We start from the raw sequence: 23269 nt of genomic DNA, 5'->3' as shown, positions 1-23269 counted from the left end.
AAAAGAGCAAAAAAATTAGCGATAGCTAACTCGCTATCGCATTTAAAACATATTACATCATAATTTATTTTGTTCCAAACAATCTATCGCCTGCATCTCCAAGACCTGGAACTATATATCCATGTTCATTTAATTTTTCATCAATAGCTGCAACATAAATATTTACATCAGGGTGTTCCTCTGCAACAGCTTTTAATCCTTCTGGCGCTGCTACAAGACACATTAATCTTATATTTTTTGCTCCTCTTTTCTTAAGTGCTTGAATAGCATCAATAGCTGATCCACCTGTAGCAAGCATTGGATCTGTAACAATTATTTCTCTTTCTTGTATATCTTGAGGTAATTTACAGAAATATTCTACTGGTTTTAATGTTTCTTCATTTCTATACATTCCTATATGTCCAACTTTAGCAGCAGGTATAAGCTTAAGCATTCCATCAACCATTCCAAGACCTGCTCTTAATATAGGAACTATAGCTACTTTTTTTCCTGCTAACATTTTTGTTTTTGTTTTACATATTGGTGTTTCTATCTCTACTTCTTCTAATGGTAAATCACGAGTAACTTCATATGCCATAAGCATTGCTACTTCTTCAACTAGCTCTCTAAAATCCTTAGAACCTGTTTCCTTACTTCTTATTATTGCTAGCTTATGTAGTATTAATGGATGTTCTATTTGTGTTATTTTACTCATTTTAAATTCCTCCTGATGTATATTCATATTTTTATATAAATTAATTTTTTATCTTTTTATTCATATTTTTATTTACTATATTTTTTCTCTATATCAGTAATTTTATTTACTCTTCTTTCATGTCTGCCACCTTCAAATTCTGAATTTAAAAATGTATCAACAATATCAAGAGCAAGTCCTTCTCCTATTACTCTTTCTCCCATTGCAAGTACATTAGCATTATTGTGTTGTCTAGTTGCATGAGCACTAAAAGTGTCGTGACATAAAGCTGCTCTTACACCTGAAACTTTATTTGCTGACATACTTATTCCTATACCTGTACCACATATAATAATACCAAAATCATAATTTTTCGCTACAACTTCTTCTGCTACTTTGCATCCATACTCAGGATAATCACAAGACTCTTCGGTATATGTTCCAAAATCCTTAACTTCTATACCTTTCTTTTCTAAATGTGTGATTACTGCTTTTTTTAAATTTAATCCACCATGATCAGATCCTATTGCTATTTTCATAATTTTACCTCCTCTTCTAAATTTTATCATAAAAAAAGAAGATGCTAGTACTAAACAATACCATTATCTTCCCTTATTTTACCCAATAACAATTCAATGCTTTTTTTAAGCATATTAAATGTTTTTTTATAAACTTCGGCATCTCCACCATAAGGATCATTTATATCCTCTTTAAGCTCTATGTATTCATTTAAAGTATATATTTTATTTTTATACTTTGGAAAATTTTCTGATAATACATTTCTTATATAACTTGTCATAGTTAGTATAAGATCATTTTCTTCTAACATTTCTTTAGTAAACTGAATAGCTTTTCTATTACTTATATTAATTTTAAAATTATCTTCTATTAGAGCAGCAGTATATTTTGATGTTTTACTTTCTTGTACAACTGCAATTCCAGCTGAATATGCTTCTATATTATCTAGATTAGACATTTGGTTAAATATAACTTCAGCCATACAGCTTCTACATGTATTTCCTGTACAAACAAACAAAACCTTCATACTGTGCCTCCTTTATTTATATAAATATAGTATTTACAATAAACATTTTTATATTTCCTTTGTATTAACTCTCTACTATATCAAATCCCGCTGACTTTTTAAGTCTATTCATTATGGCAACTCCCATACCTTTTTCTTCAAAAGCTTCTGATAATATAACATCAACTTTTTCATCATCAAATTCTCTTAACACTTCAAATAAGTTCTTACCAACACTGTATAAATCATTTCTACTTCCCAATGATTTTATTACAGCATTAGAATATTGGTTTTTAGTTTCATCTGTTGCCATAATTCCAACTTTTTTATCAACGTCTATATAATTTTGCACTATTTCATTTATTTTTGCAACACTTTTTTTCAAATCTCCACTAATAATTTTCACTGGTGCTTTTGGTGCATAATGTCTATACTTCATTCCTGGTGCTTTGGGTTTGAAATCCTTTTCTGGCTTTTTCATAATAGCAGGATCTATGTATATTCTATCATCAATCTCTCTTAACATTTCAAGTGTTACACCACCTGGTCTTAACACACATGGAGGTTCTATAGTACAATCAACAATTGTAGATTCAAGACCAACCCCACACTTTTCTCCCCCTATTATATACTCAATCTTTCCTTTTAAATCTTCTATACACCTTTCAATATCAGTTGGACTAGGTCTTCCTGATATGTTAGCTGAAGGTGCTGCTATAGGCACTTTAGCCTCTTTTATTAATATATTTGCAACTGGATTTAATGGCATTCTAATGCCTATAGTATCTAGTCCAGCACTAGTTACCTCTGATACTTCAGAAGATTTTTTCATTATCAATGTTAAAGGTCCCGGCCAAAACTTTTCCATCAATTTTTTTGCAATTGGCGGTATCTCTTTCACTAAATAATCTATATTATAATCTGCTACATGAACAATCAATGGATTATCTTGTGGTCTTCCTTTAGCTATAAATATTTTTTTTACAGCTTCACCATCTAGTGCATTTGCTCCTAACCCATAAACCGTTTCTGTAGGAAATGCAACAAGACCACCTGCGTATATAACTTCTCCAGCTTTTTTTAGGACTTCTTTATTTGGTTTATCTTTATCTAAAAATTCAATTTTTGTAATCATCATCCACCACTTCTTTACATATATAATTAATCATTACTTTGTATTTTATTACAATATATTAATAATTACAAGTCCTAATATTGTTCCTAGCAAAAAACCCTCAATTGCTCTTATCCATTTACATAATTCTAAGGCTTGAGGCATCATGTCTTCAAAGATAACATAGAACATTATTCCTGATGCAATACTTAAAAATTCTCCTAATAAATTTACAGATACATCACCTATCGCTACACCAATCCATGCTCCAATTACAGTTGGAAGCGCAGTAAGAAAAGCATATAAAATTATTTTTGATGTTTTTATTCTTGATGCTATAAATGGCGCAGCTATAGCAACTCCCTCTGGAATATCATGAATAGCTATAAGTAAACTCATTTCAACTCCTAACTCACCACTAGCCAAGAAACCTGCTCCCATAACCATTCCCTCTGGGAAATTATGAATCATAAGACCTAACGATGCCATAAATGCAGCCTTTTTGCTAATATCATTTAAAACTTTACTTTTATCACTGAATAATTCTATAAAAAAAATTATAACAATACCAAATACAAAATAATTAACAGAAGTTATAAAATTAAGTTTAGTCATAGCCTCTGGTACTAAATCAAAAATAACAATTGAAAACATAAGTCCTGCTGCAAAAGAATTTACAATTCCAATCATCTTATTAGATGGTTCTTTTATTAAACTTGCAAAAGACGCACCGACTATAGTTCCTAGTATAGAAAACAAACTAGCAATAGTTACTACAAAAAAGTTTTGAGCACACAAACTAATCCCCCATTTCTACTTTATACTATTTTTAAAAATGGAGGTTTATTCACTAATTCCTATATTCTTTTATATTTTCTATAGCTTCTTCTGTAAAATAAGCTTGAACACAATATCTATATATCATATCTAAAAGTTGGTACTTACTATATCCACCCTTATTTATAACTAAATAATAATATTTCTCACTATGTTTTTCGCATTTTAAATTATGATAATATTTTTTCATACAAGTATATTTCTTTAAAAATTTAGAATCTATTTTATTAATCTTTTTATTTCTAAATCTAGAACTTAAAATCATTATTATTTTTAAATCTTTCTCTTTATTTATAGTATGAACAATATTAACTTTATCACATAATATAGTATATCTATTTTTCAAAATTCCACTTTCTATTTTAATTTTATTATTGTATTTAAATTTCAAATTTTCTTTATTAACTCTTTTAATTACAGCAATAACTATTAAAATTTGAATTGTTGTTAAATAAATTAAGAAAAATGCATTTAAACTTCCTGTTGAAATTGAAATAATTGGTAATATAAAAAAAATAAAGCTCATAGATAGCAAAAAACTTTTAAACAATTTTCTCTGCTTTCTAATAGCTTTATTTATATTCATACACTACACCTCTATAAATATATTATATTTATTGTTCAGTTCCCATAGCTTTCATTTTTTCTGCTTGTTCAGCTGTAATCAACGCATCAATCATTTCATCCATTTCTCCATCCAAGAATGAATCTAATTTATATAATGTAAGCCCTATTCTATGGTCCGAAACTCTTCCTTGAGGATAGTTATAAGTTCTTATTCTTTCACTTCTATCTCCAGTACCTACTTGACTTTTTCTATCAGCAGCTATTCCTGCATTTCTTTCAGCTTGTGCTTTCTCATAAAGTCTTGCTTTTAATACCTTAAGAGCTTTTTCTTTATTTTTAAGCTGAGATTTTTCATCCTGACATGAAACTACAAGTCCTGTTGGTAAGTGCGTCATTCTTACAGCTGAGTCTGTTGTATTTACGCACTGTCCTCCATTTCCTGATGCTCTAAACACATCTATTTTTAAATCATTTGGATTAATATCTATTTCAACATCATCAACTTCTGGTAAAACGGCTACTGTTGTAGTAGATGTATGTATTCTTCCGCTTGATTCAGTATCAGGAACTCTTTGTACTCTATGAACTCCACTTTCAAATTTCATTTTACTATAAGCAGAATTTCCCTTTAATGCAAACACCACTTCTTTAAATCCGCCAATATCAGTTTCATTAGCACTCATAACTTCTGTTTTCCATCCGTGACGTTCAGCATATCTTGTATACATTCTAAATAAATTTGCAGCGAATAGAGCCGCTTCGTCTCCTCCTGCTCCGCCTCTTATTTCAATAAATACGTTTTTATCATCATTTGGATCTTTAGGAAGAAGCAGTATCTTTAATTGTGCTTCCGCTTCTGCTTTAACAACTTCAAGTTCCTTCATTTCTTCATGAATCATATCTCTTAATTCTTTATCCGATTCTTCATGGAGCATTTCCTTATCTGTATCTAGTTCTTCTAAAGCATCTTTATATTCTCTATATTTGTTAACTATCATTTCAAGCTCAGCATGTTCCTTGCATAGCTTTCTCCATTCATTTTGATTTGCCATAACTGATGGGTCACTAATTTTTATAGATAATTCCTCATACTTATTTTCTATAAATTCTAATCTCTCTAACATGATTAATCACTCCGTATTTATATTTTCACATTTTTATATTATAACACAAACATAGAACACTTGACAATTAACAGTTGAATACACTTCAAAAGGTATTTCTATCCAATGTTAGTCTTCTATTTCATAACTTTTTTAACTTAATCTTGGTTAAATATCTTTCTTCGTTCTAAATTATTCCTGTAACTACTCTATCAAGTCCTGATAAATCTTTTATACATTTAACTTCTTTAAACCCATTGTTTTTTAATATATTTTTCACTTCTTCTGACTGATCATAGCCTATTTCAAAAGCTAATAATCCCCCTTCATTTAAAACTAACAAGCTTTGTTTTGTTATCCTCCTATAGAAATCCAAACCATCTTCACCACCACATAAAGCTATATATGGTTCATAATTTTTAACATCATCCATTAATGTAGGAATAATTTTTTCACATATATAAGGTGGATTTGACACAATAACATCAAATTTTATTTTTTTTGATATCGCTTTTTCAAGCAAGTCACTTTTTTCTACTTTCACTCTATCACTTAAAGAAAATTTATCTATATTTTCTACTGTAACACTTAAAGCACTCTCAGATATATCATAGGCATAAATCCTAGCAATATCAATGAAACTTGCTATAGAAATTCCTATAGCTCCACTGCCACAACACAAATCACATATTTGAATATATTCACTCTTCTTAGTTTCTTTTAAAACTTCTTCTACTAAAATTTCAGTATCTGGTCTAGGTATAAGCACTCCCTGTCTTACATTGAAATTCATACCCATAAATTCACATTCTCCTAAAATATACTTTACAGGCATTTTATTTCTTCTACATTGGATAAGTTTTAAATATTCTTCTTCCTGTTGTTTAGTAACTTCAAAGTTTCTATTTAACATTATAAATAATTTGTCCTTATCTAAAACCTTTTGAAGCAAAAGTTGTGAATCCAGCATATAAGTATCTATATTTTCTTTTTTTAAAACATTATAAGCTTTAATCAATAATTCACCTACTTTCAAAACAGCACCTCCTTTTTAAATTTGTAATTATCATTACCACTAAAAATCACCTACATACATGCAGGTGATTTTTAGTAATAAATTAATGTATCTATAATTTTCTATCTTGTACTAATTGATATCTTATTACCACTTTAAATTCTTGCCATATTTAGATTTTTTATCAAATTTTTCAATTATTAATTATTTTTATCTTGTTCATTATTAATTAACTCTTTAAAATTTTCGTTATCCACAGCCAATTGTTGATTATCATTATCAGATATTTTATCAATTCCTTCAGCAACCTTTAACGCTTTTATTGCAACTTCTAGCTGACTTATATCTGGTTCTCTTGTTGTAAGTTTCTGAAGCATAAGTCCTGGATATGCTAAAATTTTAGATATCTTGCTATTGCTTTTTCCCATCCATTTTATAATCTCATAAGTTATTCCCGAAACTACTGGAAGTAGAACTATTCTATATATAATTCTTTCCCAAATCGAATTCCACGGAGTTAAAGAAAACAAGATAATACTTATTATCATTACAAGAAATAAAAAATTGGTACCACATCTAGGATGTAATCTCTGTTGTTGTTTTGCATTTTCTGGTATTAGCTCTAGCTCTTTTTCATAACAAAATATAGTTTTATGTTCTGCTCCATGATACTGAAACACTCTATTTATATCCTTCATTTTACCTATAATACATATATATATTAGAAATATTCCAACTCTCATAACTCCTTCTAAAATATTCAGAACAATTTTATTATCAATACTTAATTTTTTAAATGCATTAGCTGCAAAGGTTGGAATTGCAAAAAATAATAGTATGGAAAACGCAAAAGATATAAATAATGAAAATCCCATAATAACATCATTAGTTTTATCTTTAAAAATACTTTCAATCCACTTATCAAATTTAGATAACTCTTCTTCTTCACATTCTTCAAAAAACGATGCAGAATAATTTAGTGTTTTTATTCCTAATATTAAAGAATCTATCAAATTAATAAACCCTCTTACAATTATAAGTGAAAAAAACTTATTCTTTTTAGAAAGTGGTTTAATATCTTGAAAATCAACAGCAATTTCACCATCTGTTTTTCTAACAGCAGTAGCTACTCCCTTGCCGCCCCTCATCATAACACCTTCAATTACAGCCTGACCTCCAACGGAGCAATTCTTTTTCATATATTCACCTCTTTCTTAATAATGTATTAAATATTATTTTTATTATTTTTATTTTTTTTATATTTCTCTTTGTATTCAAAAAAACATTTCGGACATAACGCCTCATATTCTATATCATCACTATTATCTATGGCTACTTGTTCTCCTTCAAAAACAAATTTTCCATTTATCTTTCTTCCATTTAAAATAGCTTTTTTGCCACAATGACAAATATTTTTTAATTCTTCTATACTATGCGCTATTAAAAGTAATCTTGAACTTCCTTCAAAACCTTTCATTTGAAAATCAGTACGAAGTCCATAACACATTGTTGGAATATCCAATTTAACAGCTATTTCAAATAGTTGATCTATTTGTTCTTTCCTGAAAAACTGTACTTCATCAACTAAAATGCAATTAATTTTCCCCGTTTGTTGAATCCATTCCTTTACTTTTTCATAAATATTCTCATTTTTATTTATCCACAAATCAACTTTTCGTGTAATTCCAAGTCTTGAAATTACTTTTTCTCCACCTTTGTTATCGGTTTTAGGCTTTATAATAATAACCTTCATTCCACGTTCTTCATAATTATGAGCCACTTGCAATAAATTTGTTGATTTACCACAATTCATAGCTCCATATCTAAAATACAATTTGCTCATTTTTTATTGATGCCTCCATTGCTTATTTAAAATTCTAGTTTACTAATTTATTGTACATGTTTATTCGCTTAAATTTCAAGTTAAATATATTAACCTAATAAAAGACATACTTTTTATTGATATTTTATACTCTCTATGTTATAATTTTAGAAGTTGACAATTTGGTTTGAATTATTCTTTAACAAGAATAATATGGTAAGCGAGGTGAAACAAATGAAGGAAGGTTTACATCCAGAATACCACCATGATGCAGTAGTTAAATGTGCATGCGGAAACACTTTCACTACTGGTTCTACTAAAAAAGAACTTAAAGTTGATGTATGCTCTAAGTGTCATCCATTCTACACTGGAAAACAAAAAATACTAGATGCAGGTGGAAGAGTAGAAAAATTCATGAAGAAATACAACTTAAAAGCAGACAATAAATAATATTAAAAAATGGGAAAGATTTTATCTTTCCCATTTTTCTTTATTAAACATATTTAAAAACTCTTTATTGTTTTTTGTTTTAGATAATATTCCTATAAGTTTTTCAGTTATTTTTCCTATATTTCCTTCATTATACATTGTCTTTCTAATTCTAAATGCAGTATCTAATTCTTCTTGTAAAAGTAATAAATCCTCTCTTCTTGTACCTGATTTATAGATATCTATAGCTGGGAAGATTCTTCTTTCTTCAAGTTTTCTATCTAAATGAACTTCCATATTACCCGTTCCCTTGAATTCTTCAAAAATCATATCATCCATTCTACTTCCAGTATCTACAAGCGCAGTAGCAAGTATTGTGAGACTTCCACCTTCTTCTATATTTCTAGCAGCACCAAAGAATTTCTTAGGCATTATTAAAGCTCCTGGATCAAGTCCACCTGATAAAGTTCTACCGGTAGGATTAATAGTCAAGTTATATGCCCTTGCAAGTCTTGTTAAACTATCTAAAAGGACTATAACATCCTGACCTTGTTCAACCATTCTCTTAGCCCTTTCAAGTACCATATATGCAACTTTAGTATGATGTTCTGGTTCTTCATCGAAAGTTGAATAAATAACTTCACCATTAATCGATCTTTGCATATCAGTTACTTCTTCAGGTCTTTCATCTATTAATAAAACTATCAATTTTGTTTCTGGATGATTTTTAGATATACTGTGAGCAATTTTTTTAAGAAGAGTAGTTTTTCCAGCTTTAGGTGGAGCTACTATTAATCCTCTTTGCCCTTTACCTATTGGAGAAATTATATCCATTAATCTTGAAGATAAATCTAATTGACTAGTTTCAAGTCTTAATCTTTGAGTTGGATAGATAGGTGTTAATTTTTCAAATTTCTTTCTTCTTGCAGCTTTTTCTGGCTCTTCTCCATTTACTTCTTCAACATATAAAAGTGCTTGAAACTTTTCTCCTTCTTTTGCTGTTCTGACCTTTCCCTTAACTTCATCTCCTGTTTTTAAATTAAATCTTCTTATTTGTGAAGGAGATACATAAATATCTTTAGGTCCTGTTAAATAATTTTCTCCTCTTAGAAATCCATAATTATTATTCTCAATAATTTCAAGTACACCTTTTGATCTTTCTGATTCATGAATCATATCTCGTAATTTTTTTTCTTTATCTTTATTACTGTTATTAGTTTCAACTTCATTCTTAACTTCTTTTTTTTCTGTTATATCTTTGTCATTTTCTTTTTTATGTATAACACTAGAACTTATATTTTCTTTAGGACTTATATTCTCTCTTAGTGTAACTCCATCTTTGTTTATGCTTATAGAAGCTTTCTTATTTATTGCCTCTATTAAATCAGCTTTTTTCATCTTAGAAGTCCCTTTAATTTCTAATTCCTTAGCTACTTTTTTAAGCTCAACAACTGTCATGTCTTGTAAATTTTCACCTGACAAACATAGCACCTCCATATTCAATTATTATTTTATATTAAACCTTAGGGAATAAACATTCGATAAAGAAATATTTGAAAGGTATCACTTTTTAGATTATAACCCATTTCTTATTTTTTATCTAGTTCTTTGATAAAAAAAAGTAACCTATACATAAAAAGCTATGTAAGATTACTACTGAATTTAAATCATTGCATGTATTTTTTCATTAACTTCTTTATATTTATTAATCTTTTGTTCAACCTTCTCTGTATTGCCAATAAAAAATATAGGTAACCCTATTTTCTCGCACCCACCAATTATCATGGTCCCTTTAATAAACTCTACAATATTATAAGTGTAATTATGACATTCTCCACATATAGGACATTTAACATTAATTTGAATTTCCTTACTATCTATATAATTTATTTGTAAACCTGAAAAATATGTAGGCAAATTAGTTATTTTAAACACCGGTAACCTAATCATATCATACTGTCCAATACAATTTTTAAAAGCTATACTGATAACAGCATTTATTACCACTCATTACACCTCCATACTTTACAAAAATTCTTTATTACGGAAATTAATTTTAAATCTTTACTTTAAGTAACATTTTGGACTTTCTATATTAATAAATTCTATCTTTTTTTTATATTTCCTTCAATTTTTTCAATATTTTTAAATTATATTCCATTAATACATAATAAAATCGTTTAATATCTATTCGATTTTTCATAAAAGGAAATAGCTAGAGCATTAGTTAAACACTCTAGCCACCTTATCTATAACAATCTTTAAAAATTTGCACTATTTTTACTTATTTATTACTTACTATTATCTATTGAAGCTTTTATGAAATCTTTAAATAAAGGATGCGGTCTAGTTGGTCTTGATTTAAACTCTGGATGAAATTGAGTAGCTAAAAACCAAGGGTGATCTTCTACCTCTACTATTTCAACCAATCTATCATCTGGGCTTACTCCAGTTATCTTAAGACCTGCCTCTACCAATTGTTTTCTATATTCATTATTGTACTCATATCTATGTCTATGTCTTTCATATATAACTTCTTTTCCGTACGCTTTTTCAGCATTAGAACCTTCAACTAGCTTACAAGGATATAATCCAAGCCTCATTGTTCCACCTTTTTCATCTACATCTTTTTGTTCAGGCATTAAATCAATTACTGGATGCTTTGTTGTTTCATCTATTTCCGAACTTTGAGCATCACTATATCCTAATATATCTCTAGCATATTCTATTACTGAACACTGCATTCCAAGACATATTCCGAAAAAAGGTACTTTATTAATTCTAGCATATTTTATAGCTTCTATTTTCCCTTCTACTCCTCTATCTCCAAATCCTCCTGGAACTAATATTCCATCTATATTATTTAAATATTCATCTACATTTTCCACTGTAATATGTTCTGCATTTACCCATTTTACATCTACATTAGCATCATTGGAAATCCCTCCATGATTTAAAGCTTCAACTACTGAAAGATAAGCATCATGAAGTTCTACATATTTACCAACAAGTGCAATAGTTACATTTTGTTTTAAATCATTAACTTTTTCTACTAATTGTATCCATTCAGAATTGTCTATTCCCTTACATTTTAAATTTAACTTATTACAAACTAAATTATCCAATCCTTCTTCATGAAGCATTAAAGGTACTTGATAAAGGTTTTCTGCATCTAAATTTTGAATTACCGCGTCTGCATTCACATTACAGAATAAACCTATTTTTTCTTTCACTTCATGTGGAAGAGATTTTTCACTTCTACACACTAAGATATCTGGTTGAATACCAATACTTCTTAATTCTTTTACAGAATGTTGAGTAGGTTTAGTTTTTAGTTCCCCAGCTTTACCTAAATACGGTATTAAAGTAAGATGAATAAAGCATGTGTTTTCTGGTCCAACTTCGTATTTAATTTGTCTTATAGCTTCTAAAAAAGGTAAAGATTCTATATCTCCAACTGTACCACCAATTTCAGTAATAACTACATCTACATCTTTTTCTTTAGCTACCCTATAAACTCTTTCTTTAAGCTCATTTGTTATATGAGGTATTACCTGAACAGTTCCACCTAAATAGTCTCCGCGTCTTTCTTTAGATAAAACTGACCAATAAACTTTACCCGTTGTTACATTACTATTTTTACTTAAATTTTCATCTATAAATCTTTCATAATGTCCTAAATCCAAGTCAGTTTCGGCTCCATCATCTGTAACAAAAACTTCTCCGTGTTGATAGGGACTCATTGTACCTGGATCAATATTTAAATAAGGATCAAACTTTTGTATAGAAACCTTTAGTCCTCTGTTTTTTAATAATCTTCCAAGAGAAGCTGCCGTTATTCCCTTTCCTAATGAAGAAACAACTCCTCCAGTTACAAAAACATATTTTGTATTCAAAAAAACTCCTCCTTTTGTATGTAAAAACTGTTGACAAGTTACTTATTAAGCATTATAATAGAAATTACCCTATAAAATGGTTAATCTGCGCCCTGAAACATAATAAATATAATATCACATTTTTTTTAATAATGCTAGACTTTTTTTGAGGTAATATTTTTTTATTTATACACTTTATTATTAAGTCTTTCTTCAATTCCAAAATATATTTCTCTAAAACCTTTATTTATAAGGACTTTCTCTTTCCCTTTTCTTATATTGTATCTTATAATTCTTTTATTATTTATAGAAAAATCTTTGTTTATCTTTTCACTATTATCACAATTATTTTTTTTCAATAACAAAAACAAAAATATTTATATTCTCTATCTTTTAATATTTTATATAATTCTTTCTTTTCTATACCTTTCACCGAGCATATAATTTGTATTATTTTTTCACACTTATCCATTCTATACATATAAGACTCACCTTATTTGAATCATTATCCAAATAAGGTGAGTCTTAACACACATTTAACTTTCTTTAGTTTTTATATTTATATCAAGTTCTGTTTTTATAGCCTTCTGCCCCTCTAACTTCATATCATAACCTATGGCAATACTTCCTCCATCATCATTAATATCTATATCGATTTTTTGAGTGTCTATAAATAACTCTAGAGTTCCATAAGGAGTATTATACATAGACACATCTTTACCATTATGCTTAAAGTTCATTTTGCCAGTAGTACTACCCATTCTTATAAGACTGAATTGGTCAGGTTTTATTTTAAATGTAGTAGTAGTACCTTTCATGCCAGATAATTCCGTTTCATCATAAACTGCATAATAACATTCTTCTTTCTTATAAAATTCCCCTTGAGTAACAATTTCTATAGCGTCATTTTCACTTCCCTTTTGTTTACTCAATACAGATATAATAGCCTTTTTCTTGCTCATACTATTCCTCTCTTTCATTAGCTAATTATAAATTCAGCTATTTCATCATCTGAAGCTGGTTTTACTTCAATAGATTTATTATAAGGCTTAGCATACTCTCCATATATAACCTTAATTTTTTCTTCATCTTTTCCCTTAGAATATCTACCCGCAACTTTAGCTGCAAACTCAATGTCTTTATCTGAGGATTCTCCATCAATAATGACCATTGAGCCCTTAAAATCTTTAACTAAAAATCCGATATCTTGATCATTAACTAATTTTCTTATTTCATCAGCTTCTACAGCTGTTCTACTAGAAATGACTTTACATCCCTCTGATACTCTAAAATGTCTTCCATATTTAAGTAGTTCTAATTCTCTTTCACTAGGGTTTTCTACATGTTCCAATAGTTCTCTAAGTCGTATTGAATAATTAGGTTCTGTTAGCTTACATCCACCTGCTGGTGAAGGATAATCCTTTATGCCCCATTTTTCAGCAAGTTCCATTTGAACTTTTCTTCCTCTACCCGAAATCCCTAGTAGATTGTTTCTATCAATCAATCCTTCTTTCTCCATTTCCGTTTCAGGCAAAACCTTAGCACAAAGCGGTCTTAGTATCTTTTCTCCAATTCCAGATTCTTTTTTCACAACATTTAGTGAAGATTTGTTTTGAGACATAGGTCTCTGATTTAAAACTTCTCCTGTTATAATAAAATCCGCATTATATTTATCTAAAAGTTTTCCAGCTTCTTTCATCATCATGGCATGACAGTCAATACAAGGATTCATATTCTTACCATGACCATGCTTTGGACTTTTGACTATTTCTAAATGTTCATCTGAAAAATCCACAACTTCTAAAGGGACTCCGATTTGTTTAGTCATTTTCTCTGCACTTTTAGCTCCAAAAAAATACGATTTAAAACATATTCCAATAACTTCTATTCCTTGATCCTTCACAAGCTTCGCAGCAAGTATGCTGTCTAATCCTCCAGATATAAGCGCCAATGCTTTCGTCATAAGTTTCTCCTTTCAATTTACCCTATTATATATTATTTATTATTTCTCTCTATACCAAGTTCTATAAGTTCAGTTATAAGATTGCCATATAACTTTCCTGACGCTTCCCACATTTTAGGATACATACTTATACTAGTAAATCCAGGTAAAGTGTTTATTTCATTTAAATATACTTCTTCTGTTTCCTTATCTACTAAAAAATCAACTCTAGACAACCCTGCACAATCTAACATTTTATATATTTTAATAGCTTGTTTTTTTACCATTTCAAGTTTTTCTTCACTTAAGGCAGCAGGTATCAATAGTCTAGATTCAGCATTTGAATATTTAGCTTCATAATCATAAAATTCATTAGCAGGAATAATTTCTCCGGGAATTGCAGCTACAGGCTCATCATTTCCCAGTACAGCAACCTCAATTTCTCTTGCATTAATAGCTTTTTCAACTAAAATCTTTCTATCAAATTTTAGTCCTTCTTTTAATCCAGTTTCTAATTCTTGTATGTTGCAAGCTTTACTTATTCCCACAGAAGAACCACTATTAGAAGGTTTTATAAATACATCATAACCTAATTTATTCTCAATATTTTTTAATATTTTATCCTTATTTTTTCTATACTCATGAGCATTTACAACCACATATTCAGCTTGTTTTATATTAAAATTTTCTAAAACATACTTTGTATAAACTTTATCCATACAAACTGCCGAAGCCATCACTCCAGGACCTACGCATGGCAAATCCACAAGTCTGCACAACCCTTGAATCGTTCCATCTTCTCCATACAATCCATGCATCACAGGGAAAACCACATCTACTTCCCTATTGAAAAGAATTTCATATCCACTAGAAATCTTACATTCTTCATCCTTTTCCCATTCCCCATTTTCTATCTTATCTATATCCCCTGTATACTTAAACCACTTTCCATTTTTTGTGATTCCTATTGGATAAACACAAAACTTATCCAAATCAATATTTCTTAACACCGATGATGCTGAAACACGTGATACTTCGTGTTCTGTAGATTGTCCTCCAAACAATATAGCTACTTTCTTTTTCATACTTTTTCTCCCCTTACACAACTTATTAATCAAATATTTTTCATCTAAATTTTATCACATAATATATATTTATACATTTTGCTTTAATTCCAATTACAAACACTTAAAATTATATACTAACCCTCTAAATATGTGAACTATTAAATATTTTTTACTCTTTATAATAACATTCTATACATCATATTACTTTATCCACTTAGTAACTTTCTCGTATTTTATTTTTATATAAAATTATTCTAATAATTCATGAGCTCTTTGTACTGCTTCCTTAATATCCTTACAAACATTTTTTTCTCCTACCATTTCTATAAACCCGTATTTATTAAGCATCTGCACAGGTTGTTCTTGAAGTTCCGAAATAATAAGTTTAGTCTTGTTTTTCTTGCAAATATCATATAAAATTTCGACAGCATGAAAAGCCGTAGCATCCATAGCTGGTACATTACCCATTTTTATTATTAAAACCTTAGATGATATTCCTATTTCCCTAATCACATTAACAAATTTTTCTGCAGCTCCGAAGAAGAACGGCCCACTAATTTCGTAAAAAGAAATCTGTTCTAAAATAGATTTATTTTCTAAAATTTTCGCACATTCATCATTTTCTCTCGCATCTAAATCATACGTAACATTTGTAACTTCTGCCATTCTTCTCATGAATAAGAAAGAAGAAAGAACAACCCCAATACCTATTGCTACCACCAAATCCAAAAATATAGTTAATAAAAAAGTGCTTAAAAACACTACAGCATCACTTTTAGGTGCTTTAACTATTTTTTTAAAAGCTTCCCATTCTCCCATGTTATAAGATACCACAATTAATATAGCCGCCAAAGAAGCCATAGGTATCAGTTTAACATAGGGCATAAAAACCAACATTATAACTAAAAGACTTATAGCATGTACAATTCCAGCAATTGGTGTTCTTCCTCCATTTTTAACGTTAGCAGCAGTTCTTGCAATAGCACCCGTAGCTGGTATTCCGCCGAAAATACCGGAAAATATATTAGCAACTCCTTGTCCTACAAGTTCCATATTGGAACGATGATTTCCACCAATCATCCCATCTGCAACTACCGCTGATAGAAGCGACTCAACTCCACCTAAAATAGCTATAGTTATTCCCGGTATAATAAGTTCTCTTATCATATTAATATTAACTTTAGGAATTGTAGGCATTGGAAAACTTCCTGATATATTTCCAAAACGACTACCTATAGTCTCAATATTCATTCCAAAAACCATAACTATAACTGTACTTGCTACAACAGCTATAAGCGTTCCTGGCACTTTTTTATTTATTTTAGGCCAAAACATTATTATCAAAAGTGATAACACCCCTATGAATAGAGTTGTTAAATTTGTAGATTTTATACTTTCAAAATATATAGCCCATTTAGAAATAAATTCCGAAGGAACTTTATCTATTGATAATCCAAAGAAATCTTTTATTTGAGTAGAAAATATAGTTATAGCAATACCGCTGGTAAACCCTGTAGTTATAGGATAAGGTATATACTTTATCATAGCTCCAAATCTAAATACCCCCATTATAATTAAAAAAATACCCGCAATTATAGTTGCTACTGTCAAACCTTCCAATCCATATTTCTCCACAATACCATATACAATAATTACAAAAGCCCCCGTAGGACCTCCTATTTGTACTCTACTACCACCCAACAAGGCTATTATAAAGCCTCCAACCACAGCCGTATACATTCCTTTCTCCGGAGAAACACCTGACGCTATAGCTAAAGCTATGGATAAAGGTAACGCAATAATTGCAACTATGATACCTGCAATTATATCCTTCACAAACTGTTCCTTAGTATAATCTTTTAAACATGTAAATAATTTTGGTACTAACACTAATAAAACCTCCAAACATTTTTCTTTTGTCTTCTTTTTAAACCCTATATAATTATAGTACCTTTTTTATATTTATCAACAAAATCTTGGTTATATTTCAAATTTAAGTTTGCTCTACTAAATCTAATAACATTACAAATGAACATTATTATATTACAATTCATAGATTGCAATTTTACCCCTTTTACTTCATTCAAACCTCAACACAAGCCAACTTAACTTAACAAAATAGATAAAACAAGTACATCAGTATAACTAAACTAAGTAAATTAACCATATAAAAAAAGTGCATAGCACTTTTTTTATATGGTTAATTGTCCATTTGGTGTATCTATAATTTGGAGTATCTTTTGTTCGTATCCAGTTTCTGCATTTATATAAACTATAAAACCATCATCTTTATAAGTTCCACTAAATTCATAGCAAAGTACTTCTTTATCAGCTTCAGTAGGCACTATAGCAAACCTTTCAGAAGTAATCTTAAGTTTTTTCCCAACCCTTTCTTTAGCTTTTGATATATCTATCTTAGCAGTAGGAATATCTCTTTTTTCAGTATGTGCCACTAAATATTTTTCAGATTCTATGCCTATTATCTTGCCGTCATCCAAAGCTACTTTCAACTTTATTTGATCTGGATATATAGCAATATTATCCTGTTTATAAATATAACTTATAACTGCTGTTTTTTCCTGTTTCAAAGCATATGTAGATTCCATATTTTTATATCCAATATCTTTTAAATATTTGCTTCCTATGTCAATAGCTTTTTTCACATTTAGTTTCGGCTCTCCTATTTTTTTACTATCCAATAAATAAATAACCTTGCCTCCATTTTTACTTACTTCTAAAACAACATTTTCCTCTTTTTCTCTTCCTTCAATCAGAACATCAAAACCATATGCAGGTATTCTCGTTTTCCCTTCTTCTTTTCGTTTTGTTATATTACTAATCCTATCTTTATTTAAAAGTTTTTTTGCAATAGCAATAGCTTGTTCTTCGCTAATTTCTTTTTGAGACATTATTTTGGGTTTTACATCTAACACATTATCAGAAAAAGGTCCATCATAAATAAGAGCAGGGTATTGAACAACCTGTTTTTGTATTGCTTTAAACTTACTAGTTGCTATTTTTTCAGTATTTTTACTCAATCCACGACTTGCTCTTTTTCTTATTTCTCCCCATTTGACTTCACCTGCATTTATATCTGATTGAACTTCATTTAACTGCATCAATAGATAGTCAGCTTCATTTTTTAAATCTTCAATATTTTTATAATCTTCATTACTTAATTCATTTCCCTGTGACGAAATTTTAGCAAGACTATATGAAAAATCTCCTACTTGAGATAGAAATTCACTTGTTCCTTCAATTGATTCTTGTGGCACAGGAAGAGAGTGTATTTTGTCATTAGCAATATCAGCATATCTGAAAACATCCTCAAATACAACTATACTTTGTTCCCTCGAACCCACTATAGCAGCTTTCGTTAAATCAACCTTTATATTTCTTACAGCATCAACTAATTGATTCATATTTTTATTATATTCACCTTGCAGATAATTCCTATAATCCATTCTTTCAAGAGTCATTAAAATAGCAAAAGTAGTTGAAAACACTACTATAAAAGCTACAACAACAGTATATATAATTCTCTTTTTAGTCATTTTCATACAACTCTTCCTTTCATTTATTTTTACCAACTAAAAACTCCTAACGGTAGTATTTGTTGTAATAATTGTTGTTATACATAAAAATCCAAGAGAATTAATTCCCTTGGATTTTTTTTCTTATCTTCTTTGCAACTTCCATAAATTTAAACTTAACAATTATTTCATCATCTTCTTTTAAATCGCTATCTGAATTATTTACAAGTTCATATTCTTGTGGCGTTAATGTCTGTTTCATCTCCCTTTCAGTTTCCTTATACGCAACTTCTCCCTTAGTTATGTCAGTAAAACACAAAGGCGGAAACATAACACACCACCAATTATGCCCTTTACCATTACCTATTATTATTCTATATGCTTCATATTCTCCTTCTGGTAAAGTTATATTTCCATAACTTTTAACTGGAAAATTCTCATGAGATAAAATCGTCTCTGCTTTATAGTTATATTTTTTTTCTCTAATAACCTTTTGTGCTACTTTTTTTATACATTCATCGCTATCTCTAATTATTTTTCTTGATTCCTCTATACTGCTCGATTTTTTAAGTTTAGGTGAAATATATTTTAAAACTTCATCTCTAACCTTTAACTTCAAAGCCTGATCTTCTATAGTATCACTATTAGCTATAACATGAAATCTTATAATTTTTTTAGCAATAGTCTCTTGGCTTGCATTAACTTGTTTATACCCCCCCCCTAATATACTCCCAAATAAAATTAATAAAAATATCCACACGGCAATAATCTTTTTCATAACGCTTGTCCCCCTAATATTCTTTTTTGCTTTGTTATTAGTGATTATTGCCACGAAATAAATTTGTATACACACTATAAGAATATTGTGTAACAATATTCTTATAGTTGACAATTGACAGAGGACAGTGGACAGTGAATAATGTTTTGCTAACGCAAAACTACAATATATTGCAACATAGTTGCTTACGTACATTTCAACTTGTTGAAATTGCGGATTTAGAATTAAACTCAGCTTAATTCTTTCCTTCACTGTCAATTTTCCTCTGTCATCTGTCAACTAAAAAGTGTTTCACACTTTTCTTATAGTATGCAATTTTCTCAAATAAAAAGGGTGTAGAATTATAATAATTCTACACCCTTTTTATTAATATATGTTTTTTATATTAGTTATTAATTACTCGTAAATCATATCCAGCTTCTTTTAATGCATTAAGTATGTTCATTGAATGTTCTTTTGATTGTGATTCTACTTCAAAAGTTACATTTGCATACTCAAGTCCTTTTGCTTCCCAGTTCTTTTCTTGTCTTGCTTTTACAATATTAGCTCCTAATTCACCTATTTTAGTAATAAGTGATCCAAGTTGTCCAACTTTATCTTTTAATTCTACAGAGAAAGAAATTCTTCTTTCTTGAAGTATTAATTCTCTATTAATTATCTTTGATACCATAGCTATGTCAACATTTCCTCCACTAATAAGTAGTGCTACTTTCTTACCATCTACTTTTATTTTGCCAGCTAACAAAGCTGCTAGTGGTGAAGCTCCTGCTCCTTCTGCTATTAATTTTCCTCTTTCCATCAATTGGAACATAGCTCGTGATATTTCATCTTCTGTAATAGTTACTATTTCATCAACATATTTTTGAATATATTTGAATGAATTATCTCCAGGAGTAGCTACAGATATACCATCTGCTAAAGATTTAGCACCTTTAACTGTTACTACTTTTCCAGCTTCTACAGAAGCTTTAGCTGAAGCTATTATTTCAGGTTGAACTCCTATTATTTTAACATCAGGTTTTATAGCTTTAGCAGCTACAGCTATTCCTGATATTAATCCGCCACCACCGATAGGAACAACTATTGCATCAATTTCTGGTAAATCTTCTAAAATTTCAAGACCAATAGTTCCTTGTCCTGCCATTACATCTTCATCATTGAAAGGATGAACAAAAGTTGCGCCAGTTTCCTTTTGAATTTCTACTGCTCTACCGTAACAATCATCATAAACTTCTCCAAATTGAACTACTTCAGCACCATATCCTTTTGTTGCTTGAACTTTAGCTTGAGGTGCAGTAGCTGGCATAACAATAGTAGATTTAACATCAAAAGCAGTTGCTGCATATGCTACTCCTTGAGCGTGATTTCCTGCTGATGATGCAAGTACTCCTTTATCTTTTTCTTCTTGTGTTAAATTAGCTATTTTGTTATAAGCTCCTCTTAATTTGAATGCGCCTGTTTTTTGCTTATTTTCACATTTAAAATAAACTTCATATCCGCTTTGATTTGAAAAAGTACTTGAATAAAATAGTGGAGTTCTTCTCGCTACTCCCTTTATATTTTCTTGTGCTTGTTTAATTTTGTTTAAATCTAAATTCATATTCTTTTCTCCCTCTCATTTATATATTTTGTATACTTTGTATATTTAAGCTTTAATTTCAGCTAGCAAACTATATTTTGTTAAGTCAAAATGTAAACGTATATATTTCAAGGTAAAATTTCAGACTATTATGAATTTTGAAATATACATCAGTTTAAGTTTCACGTAGTGAGCAAACCCTTATTCATCTAGCTACTTTTATTATAAGTTAAATTTTGAAATTGTCACTACCTTTTTTGCAAAAAATGCTGAAAAATCGAATAAAATTTCCTGGGAAAACACGTGTATCCCAATAACAAACATAGTTTTGTAACATTGCTTTATGCAAAGAACATGTGTGTCCCACTGAAAGAATTTCGATTTTTTTTAAAAAGACAATTGAAATGCTTATCCCCTTATGATATACTCATTTACGTAAACAGTATAAAAATATTTTTACTTAATTATTTTGTTTTTTTAAATAACGTTTACATTTTTAAATTATTTGATATATGAATTATTGTTTTGTTTAAATTTCATAATCGTTAAATCAGATTGATATACTTAAATAAAATTCAATAATTTATGATGTCAGCATTTTATAAAATTTCATGTTTTAGAAAATGTTGACAATATGATCTAATTTAATTTTTTTACTTTTACATAATAATAAATATATTTATATTAAGGAGGAAAAAAACTATGAAAAAATTAGGTTTAATTCCAAAAATCATTATTGCTATTATCCTAGGTGTTCTTATTGGTAGTTATGCTCCAGATATTATTGTTCGTATTTTTAGAACATTCAGTTCTATCTTCGGAGAATTTCTTGGTTTCATAATACCTTTGATAATTTTAGGATTTATCGTTGCAGGTATTGCTGAATTAGGAGAGGGTGCTGGTAAGTTATTAGGAATCACAGTTGGTTTAGCTTACTGCTTCACATTACTTTCAGGATTTACTGCTTTATTAGTTGGTAAAACTATATTGCCATCAATAATCACATCTGATGCTGCTAGTAATATCACAGAAGCGAAGAAAGCTCTTGATCCATTATTCGTTATTAAAATGCCAGCAATAATGGAAGTTATGTCTGCACTTATATTCGCTTTCGTTTTGGGATTAGGTATAGCTAAAGTACAAAACAAAACGTTAAAAGATGCTGCTATAGGTTTCCAACAAATAATAACAAAGCTTATTGAAGGTGTTGTTATTCCACTACTTCCAATATATATACTTGGAATATTTGCTAATTTAGCTTATACTGGTGAAGTTGCAATTGTTATGTCTGTTTTCTGGAAAGTTTTCATAATAATCTTAGCTCTTCATTGGATAATGATGACAATTCAATTTACAATTAGTGGATCTATTGCTGGTAGAAATCCATTTAGATCTTTAAAAGTTCAAATTAAAGGATATTTAACCGCTTTAGGAACTCAATCTTCTGCTGCAACTATACCAGTTAATTTACAATGTGCAGAAGAAATCGGAACTAGTAAAGGTGTAAGAGACTTTGTTATTCCTCTTTGTGCTACTGTTCACTTATCAGGAAGTACAATAACTTTAACAATTTGTGCAATGTCTGTTATGATGTTAAATGGCATGCCTTTAGATATAAGTAAAATTGCCGCATTTATAGCAATGTTAGGTGTAACAATGGTTGCAGCGCCTGGAGTACCTGGTGGTGCTGTAATGGCAGCTCTTGGAGTATTACAATCAATCCTTGGCTTCAACGAAGCTTTACTTGGATTAATGATAGCTCTATATATAGCTCAAGATAGTTTTGGAACAGCTTGTAACGTATCAGGTGACCAAGCTGTAGCTATGATAGTTGATACTATTCAAAAGAAATCAAAAAGCACATCAAAAACAACTGCTGCTTAATTTAAACTAAATAATAAATAAAGCCCT

General features: G+C 29.5%; 22 protein-coding genes. 2 read left to right on the top strand and 20 right to left on the bottom strand.

What is annotated here, in order from left to right; all coding sequences use genetic code 11:
• Nucleotides 1–64: 64 nt before the first annotated feature.
• From upp to OW763_RS14840, 10 genes are all read right to left on the bottom strand, one after another.
• Nucleotides 65–694: a uracil phosphoribosyltransferase gene (upp, locus tag OW763_RS14885; RefSeq protein ID WP_268042104.1), complete on the bottom strand. Its 630-nt coding sequence runs from the start codon at nucleotides 692–694 to the stop codon at nucleotides 65–67.
• Between the two features lie 68 nt (nucleotides 695–762).
• Nucleotides 763–1212 carry a ribose 5-phosphate isomerase B gene (gene rpiB / locus OW763_RS14880; RefSeq protein ID WP_268042102.1) on the bottom strand — a complete coding sequence of 150 codons (450 nt, stop codon included), beginning with the start codon at nucleotides 1210–1212 and terminating at the stop codon, nucleotides 763–765.
• Nucleotides 1213–1262: 50 nt separating this feature from the next.
• Nucleotides 1263–1718 (bottom strand): low molecular weight protein arginine phosphatase, encoded by a 456-nt coding sequence (locus OW763_RS14875; RefSeq protein WP_268042100.1) that lies wholly within the window; start codon nucleotides 1716–1718, stop codon nucleotides 1263–1265.
• 64 nt (nucleotides 1719–1782) lie between these two features.
• Complete coding sequence (locus tag OW763_RS14870) at nucleotides 1783–2832, bottom strand: L-threonylcarbamoyladenylate synthase (protein WP_268042098.1); 1050 nt, start codon at nucleotides 2830–2832, stop codon at nucleotides 1783–1785.
• A 48-nt stretch (nucleotides 2833–2880) separates the two neighbouring features.
• Nucleotides 2881–3609: a ZIP family metal transporter gene (locus tag OW763_RS14865; RefSeq protein WP_268042097.1), complete on the bottom strand. Its 729-nt coding sequence runs from the start codon at nucleotides 3607–3609 to the stop codon at nucleotides 2881–2883.
• Between the two features lie 52 nt (nucleotides 3610–3661).
• Complete coding sequence (locus OW763_RS14860; RefSeq protein ID WP_268042095.1) at nucleotides 3662–4234, bottom strand: hypothetical protein; 573 nt, start codon at nucleotides 4232–4234, stop codon at nucleotides 3662–3664.
• Nucleotides 4235–4262: 28 nt separating this feature from the next.
• On the bottom strand, nucleotides 4263–5339 hold the full coding sequence (gene prfA, locus OW763_RS14855) for a peptide chain release factor 1 (RefSeq protein WP_268042094.1): 1077 nt from the start codon (nucleotides 5337–5339) through the stop codon (nucleotides 4263–4265).
• 166 nt (nucleotides 5340–5505) lie between these two features.
• On the bottom strand, nucleotides 5506–6354 hold the full coding sequence (gene prmC, locus OW763_RS14850; protein ID WP_268042093.1) for a peptide chain release factor N(5)-glutamine methyltransferase: 849 nt from the start codon (nucleotides 6352–6354) through the stop codon (nucleotides 5506–5508).
• Nucleotides 6355–6533: 179 nt separating this feature from the next.
• Entirely contained in the window at nucleotides 6534–7532 is a 999-nt protein-coding gene (locus OW763_RS14845) for a DUF1385 domain-containing protein (protein ID WP_268042091.1), read from the bottom strand.
• Nucleotides 7533–7558: 26 nt separating this feature from the next.
• Nucleotides 7559–8176 (bottom strand): thymidine kinase, encoded by a 618-nt coding sequence (locus OW763_RS14840; protein WP_268042089.1) that lies wholly within the window; start codon nucleotides 8174–8176, stop codon nucleotides 7559–7561.
• Nucleotides 8177–8389: 213 nt separating this feature from the next.
• Here OW763_RS14840 and rpmE point away from each other — a divergent pair, with 213 nt between their 5' ends.
• Nucleotides 8390–8605, top strand: a complete 216-nt coding sequence (gene rpmE, locus OW763_RS14835; protein ID WP_268042087.1) for a 50S ribosomal protein L31 — start codon at nucleotides 8390–8392, stop codon at nucleotides 8603–8605.
• Nucleotides 8606–8626: 21 nt separating this feature from the next.
• On the opposite strand, the gene rho is transcribed toward rpmE, so the two are convergent.
• The 10 genes from rho to ilvA form a co-directional block, all read right to left on the bottom strand.
• Entirely contained in the window at nucleotides 8627–10066 is a 1440-nt protein-coding gene (rho, locus tag OW763_RS14830) for a transcription termination factor Rho (protein ID WP_268042085.1), read from the bottom strand.
• A gap of 180 nt (nucleotides 10067–10246) precedes the next feature.
• Nucleotides 10247–10591 carry a hypothetical protein gene (locus tag OW763_RS14825; RefSeq protein ID WP_268042083.1) on the bottom strand — a complete coding sequence of 115 codons (345 nt, stop codon included), beginning with the start codon at nucleotides 10589–10591 and terminating at the stop codon, nucleotides 10247–10249.
• A 284-nt stretch (nucleotides 10592–10875) separates the two neighbouring features.
• Nucleotides 10876–12480 (bottom strand): CTP synthase, encoded by a 1605-nt coding sequence (locus OW763_RS14820; RefSeq protein WP_268042081.1) that lies wholly within the window; start codon nucleotides 12478–12480, stop codon nucleotides 10876–10878.
• 515 nt (nucleotides 12481–12995) lie between these two features.
• Nucleotides 12996–13421: a YwiB family protein gene (locus OW763_RS14815; RefSeq protein ID WP_268042079.1), complete on the bottom strand. Its 426-nt coding sequence runs from the start codon at nucleotides 13419–13421 to the stop codon at nucleotides 12996–12998.
• 17 nt (nucleotides 13422–13438) lie between these two features.
• Nucleotides 13439–14422 (bottom strand): tRNA 4-thiouridine(8) synthase ThiI, encoded by a 984-nt coding sequence (locus OW763_RS14810; protein WP_268042077.1) that lies wholly within the window; start codon nucleotides 14420–14422, stop codon nucleotides 13439–13441.
• 32 nt (nucleotides 14423–14454) lie between these two features.
• Complete coding sequence (locus tag OW763_RS14805; RefSeq protein ID WP_268042075.1) at nucleotides 14455–15486, bottom strand: D-alanine--D-alanine ligase family protein; 1032 nt, start codon at nucleotides 15484–15486, stop codon at nucleotides 14455–14457.
• 231 nt (nucleotides 15487–15717) lie between these two features.
• Nucleotides 15718–17358, bottom strand: a complete 1641-nt coding sequence (locus OW763_RS14800; protein ID WP_268042070.1) for a SulP family inorganic anion transporter — start codon at nucleotides 17356–17358, stop codon at nucleotides 15718–15720.
• A gap of 302 nt (nucleotides 17359–17660) precedes the next feature.
• Nucleotides 17661–19028 carry a germination protein YpeB gene (gene ypeB / locus OW763_RS14795; RefSeq protein WP_268042067.1) on the bottom strand — a complete coding sequence of 456 codons (1368 nt, stop codon included), beginning with the start codon at nucleotides 19026–19028 and terminating at the stop codon, nucleotides 17661–17663.
• A gap of 94 nt (nucleotides 19029–19122) precedes the next feature.
• Entirely contained in the window at nucleotides 19123–19779 is a 657-nt protein-coding gene (gene spoIIR, locus OW763_RS14790) for a stage II sporulation protein R (protein WP_268042065.1), read from the bottom strand.
• Between the two features lie 385 nt (nucleotides 19780–20164).
• A complete protein-coding gene (gene ilvA / locus OW763_RS14785) occupies nucleotides 20165–21379 on the bottom strand; it encodes a threonine ammonia-lyase (protein WP_268042063.1) in 1215 nt (404 codons plus the stop codon).
• A 681-nt stretch (nucleotides 21380–22060) separates the two neighbouring features.
• Here ilvA and OW763_RS14780 point away from each other — a divergent pair.
• Entirely contained in the window at nucleotides 22061–23242 is a 1182-nt protein-coding gene (locus OW763_RS14780; RefSeq protein WP_268042061.1) for a dicarboxylate/amino acid:cation symporter, read from the top strand.
• Nucleotides 23243–23269: the final 27 nt, after the last annotated feature.

Source organism: Clostridium aestuarii, assembly GCF_026735135.1.
GTDB classification, from domain to species: domain Bacteria; phylum Bacillota; class Clostridia; order Clostridiales; family Clostridiaceae; genus Clostridium_H; species Clostridium_H aestuarii.
This window is presented reverse-complemented; position numbering and strand designations above follow the sequence as displayed.

Bases quoted from the DNA above. Each gene is read 5' to 3' on its own strand.
- upp (WP_268042104.1), bottom strand. From the start codon at position 694: ATGAGTAAAATAACACAAATAGAACATCCATTAATACTACATAAGCTA.
- rpiB (WP_268042102.1), bottom strand. From the start codon at position 1,212: ATGAAAATAGCAATAGGATCTGATCATGGTGGATTAAATTTAAAAAAA.
- OW763_RS14875 (WP_268042100.1), bottom strand. From the start codon at position 1,718: ATGAAGGTTTTGTTTGTTTGTACAGGAAATACATGTAGAAGCTGTATG.
- OW763_RS14870 (WP_268042098.1), bottom strand. From the start codon at position 2,832: ATGATTACAAAAATTGAATTTTTAGATAAAGATAAACCAAATAAAGAA.
- OW763_RS14860 (WP_268042095.1), bottom strand. From the start codon at position 4,234: ATGAATATAAATAAAGCTATTAGAAAGCAGAGAAAATTGTTTAAAAGT.
- prfA (WP_268042094.1), bottom strand. From the start codon at position 5,339: ATGTTAGAGAGATTAGAATTTATAGAAAATAAGTATGAGGAATTATCT.
- OW763_RS14845 (WP_268042091.1), bottom strand. From the start codon at position 7,532: ATGAAAAAGAATTGCTCCGTTGGAGGTCAGGCTGTAATTGAAGGTGTT.
- OW763_RS14840 (WP_268042089.1), bottom strand. From the start codon at position 8,176: ATGAGCAAATTGTATTTTAGATATGGAGCTATGAATTGTGGTAAATCA.
- rpmE (WP_268042087.1), top strand. From the start codon at position 8,390: ATGAAGGAAGGTTTACATCCAGAATACCACCATGATGCAGTAGTTAAA.
- OW763_RS14815 (WP_268042079.1), bottom strand. From the start codon at position 13,421: ATGAGCAAGAAAAAGGCTATTATATCTGTATTGAGTAAACAAAAGGGA.
- OW763_RS14810 (WP_268042077.1), bottom strand. From the start codon at position 14,422: ATGACGAAAGCATTGGCGCTTATATCTGGAGGATTAGACAGCATACTT.
- OW763_RS14805 (WP_268042075.1), bottom strand. From the start codon at position 15,486: ATGAAAAAGAAAGTAGCTATATTGTTTGGAGGACAATCTACAGAACAC.
- ypeB (WP_268042067.1), bottom strand. From the start codon at position 19,028: ATGAAAATGACTAAAAAGAGAATTATATATACTGTTGTTGTAGCTTTT.
- spoIIR (WP_268042065.1), bottom strand. From the start codon at position 19,779: ATGAAAAAGATTATTGCCGTGTGGATATTTTTATTAATTTTATTTGGG.
- ilvA (WP_268042063.1), bottom strand. From the start codon at position 21,379: ATGAATTTAGATTTAAACAAAATTAAACAAGCACAAGAAAATATAAAG.
- OW763_RS14780 (WP_268042061.1), top strand. From the start codon at position 22,061: ATGAAAAAATTAGGTTTAATTCCAAAAATCATTATTGCTATTATCCTA.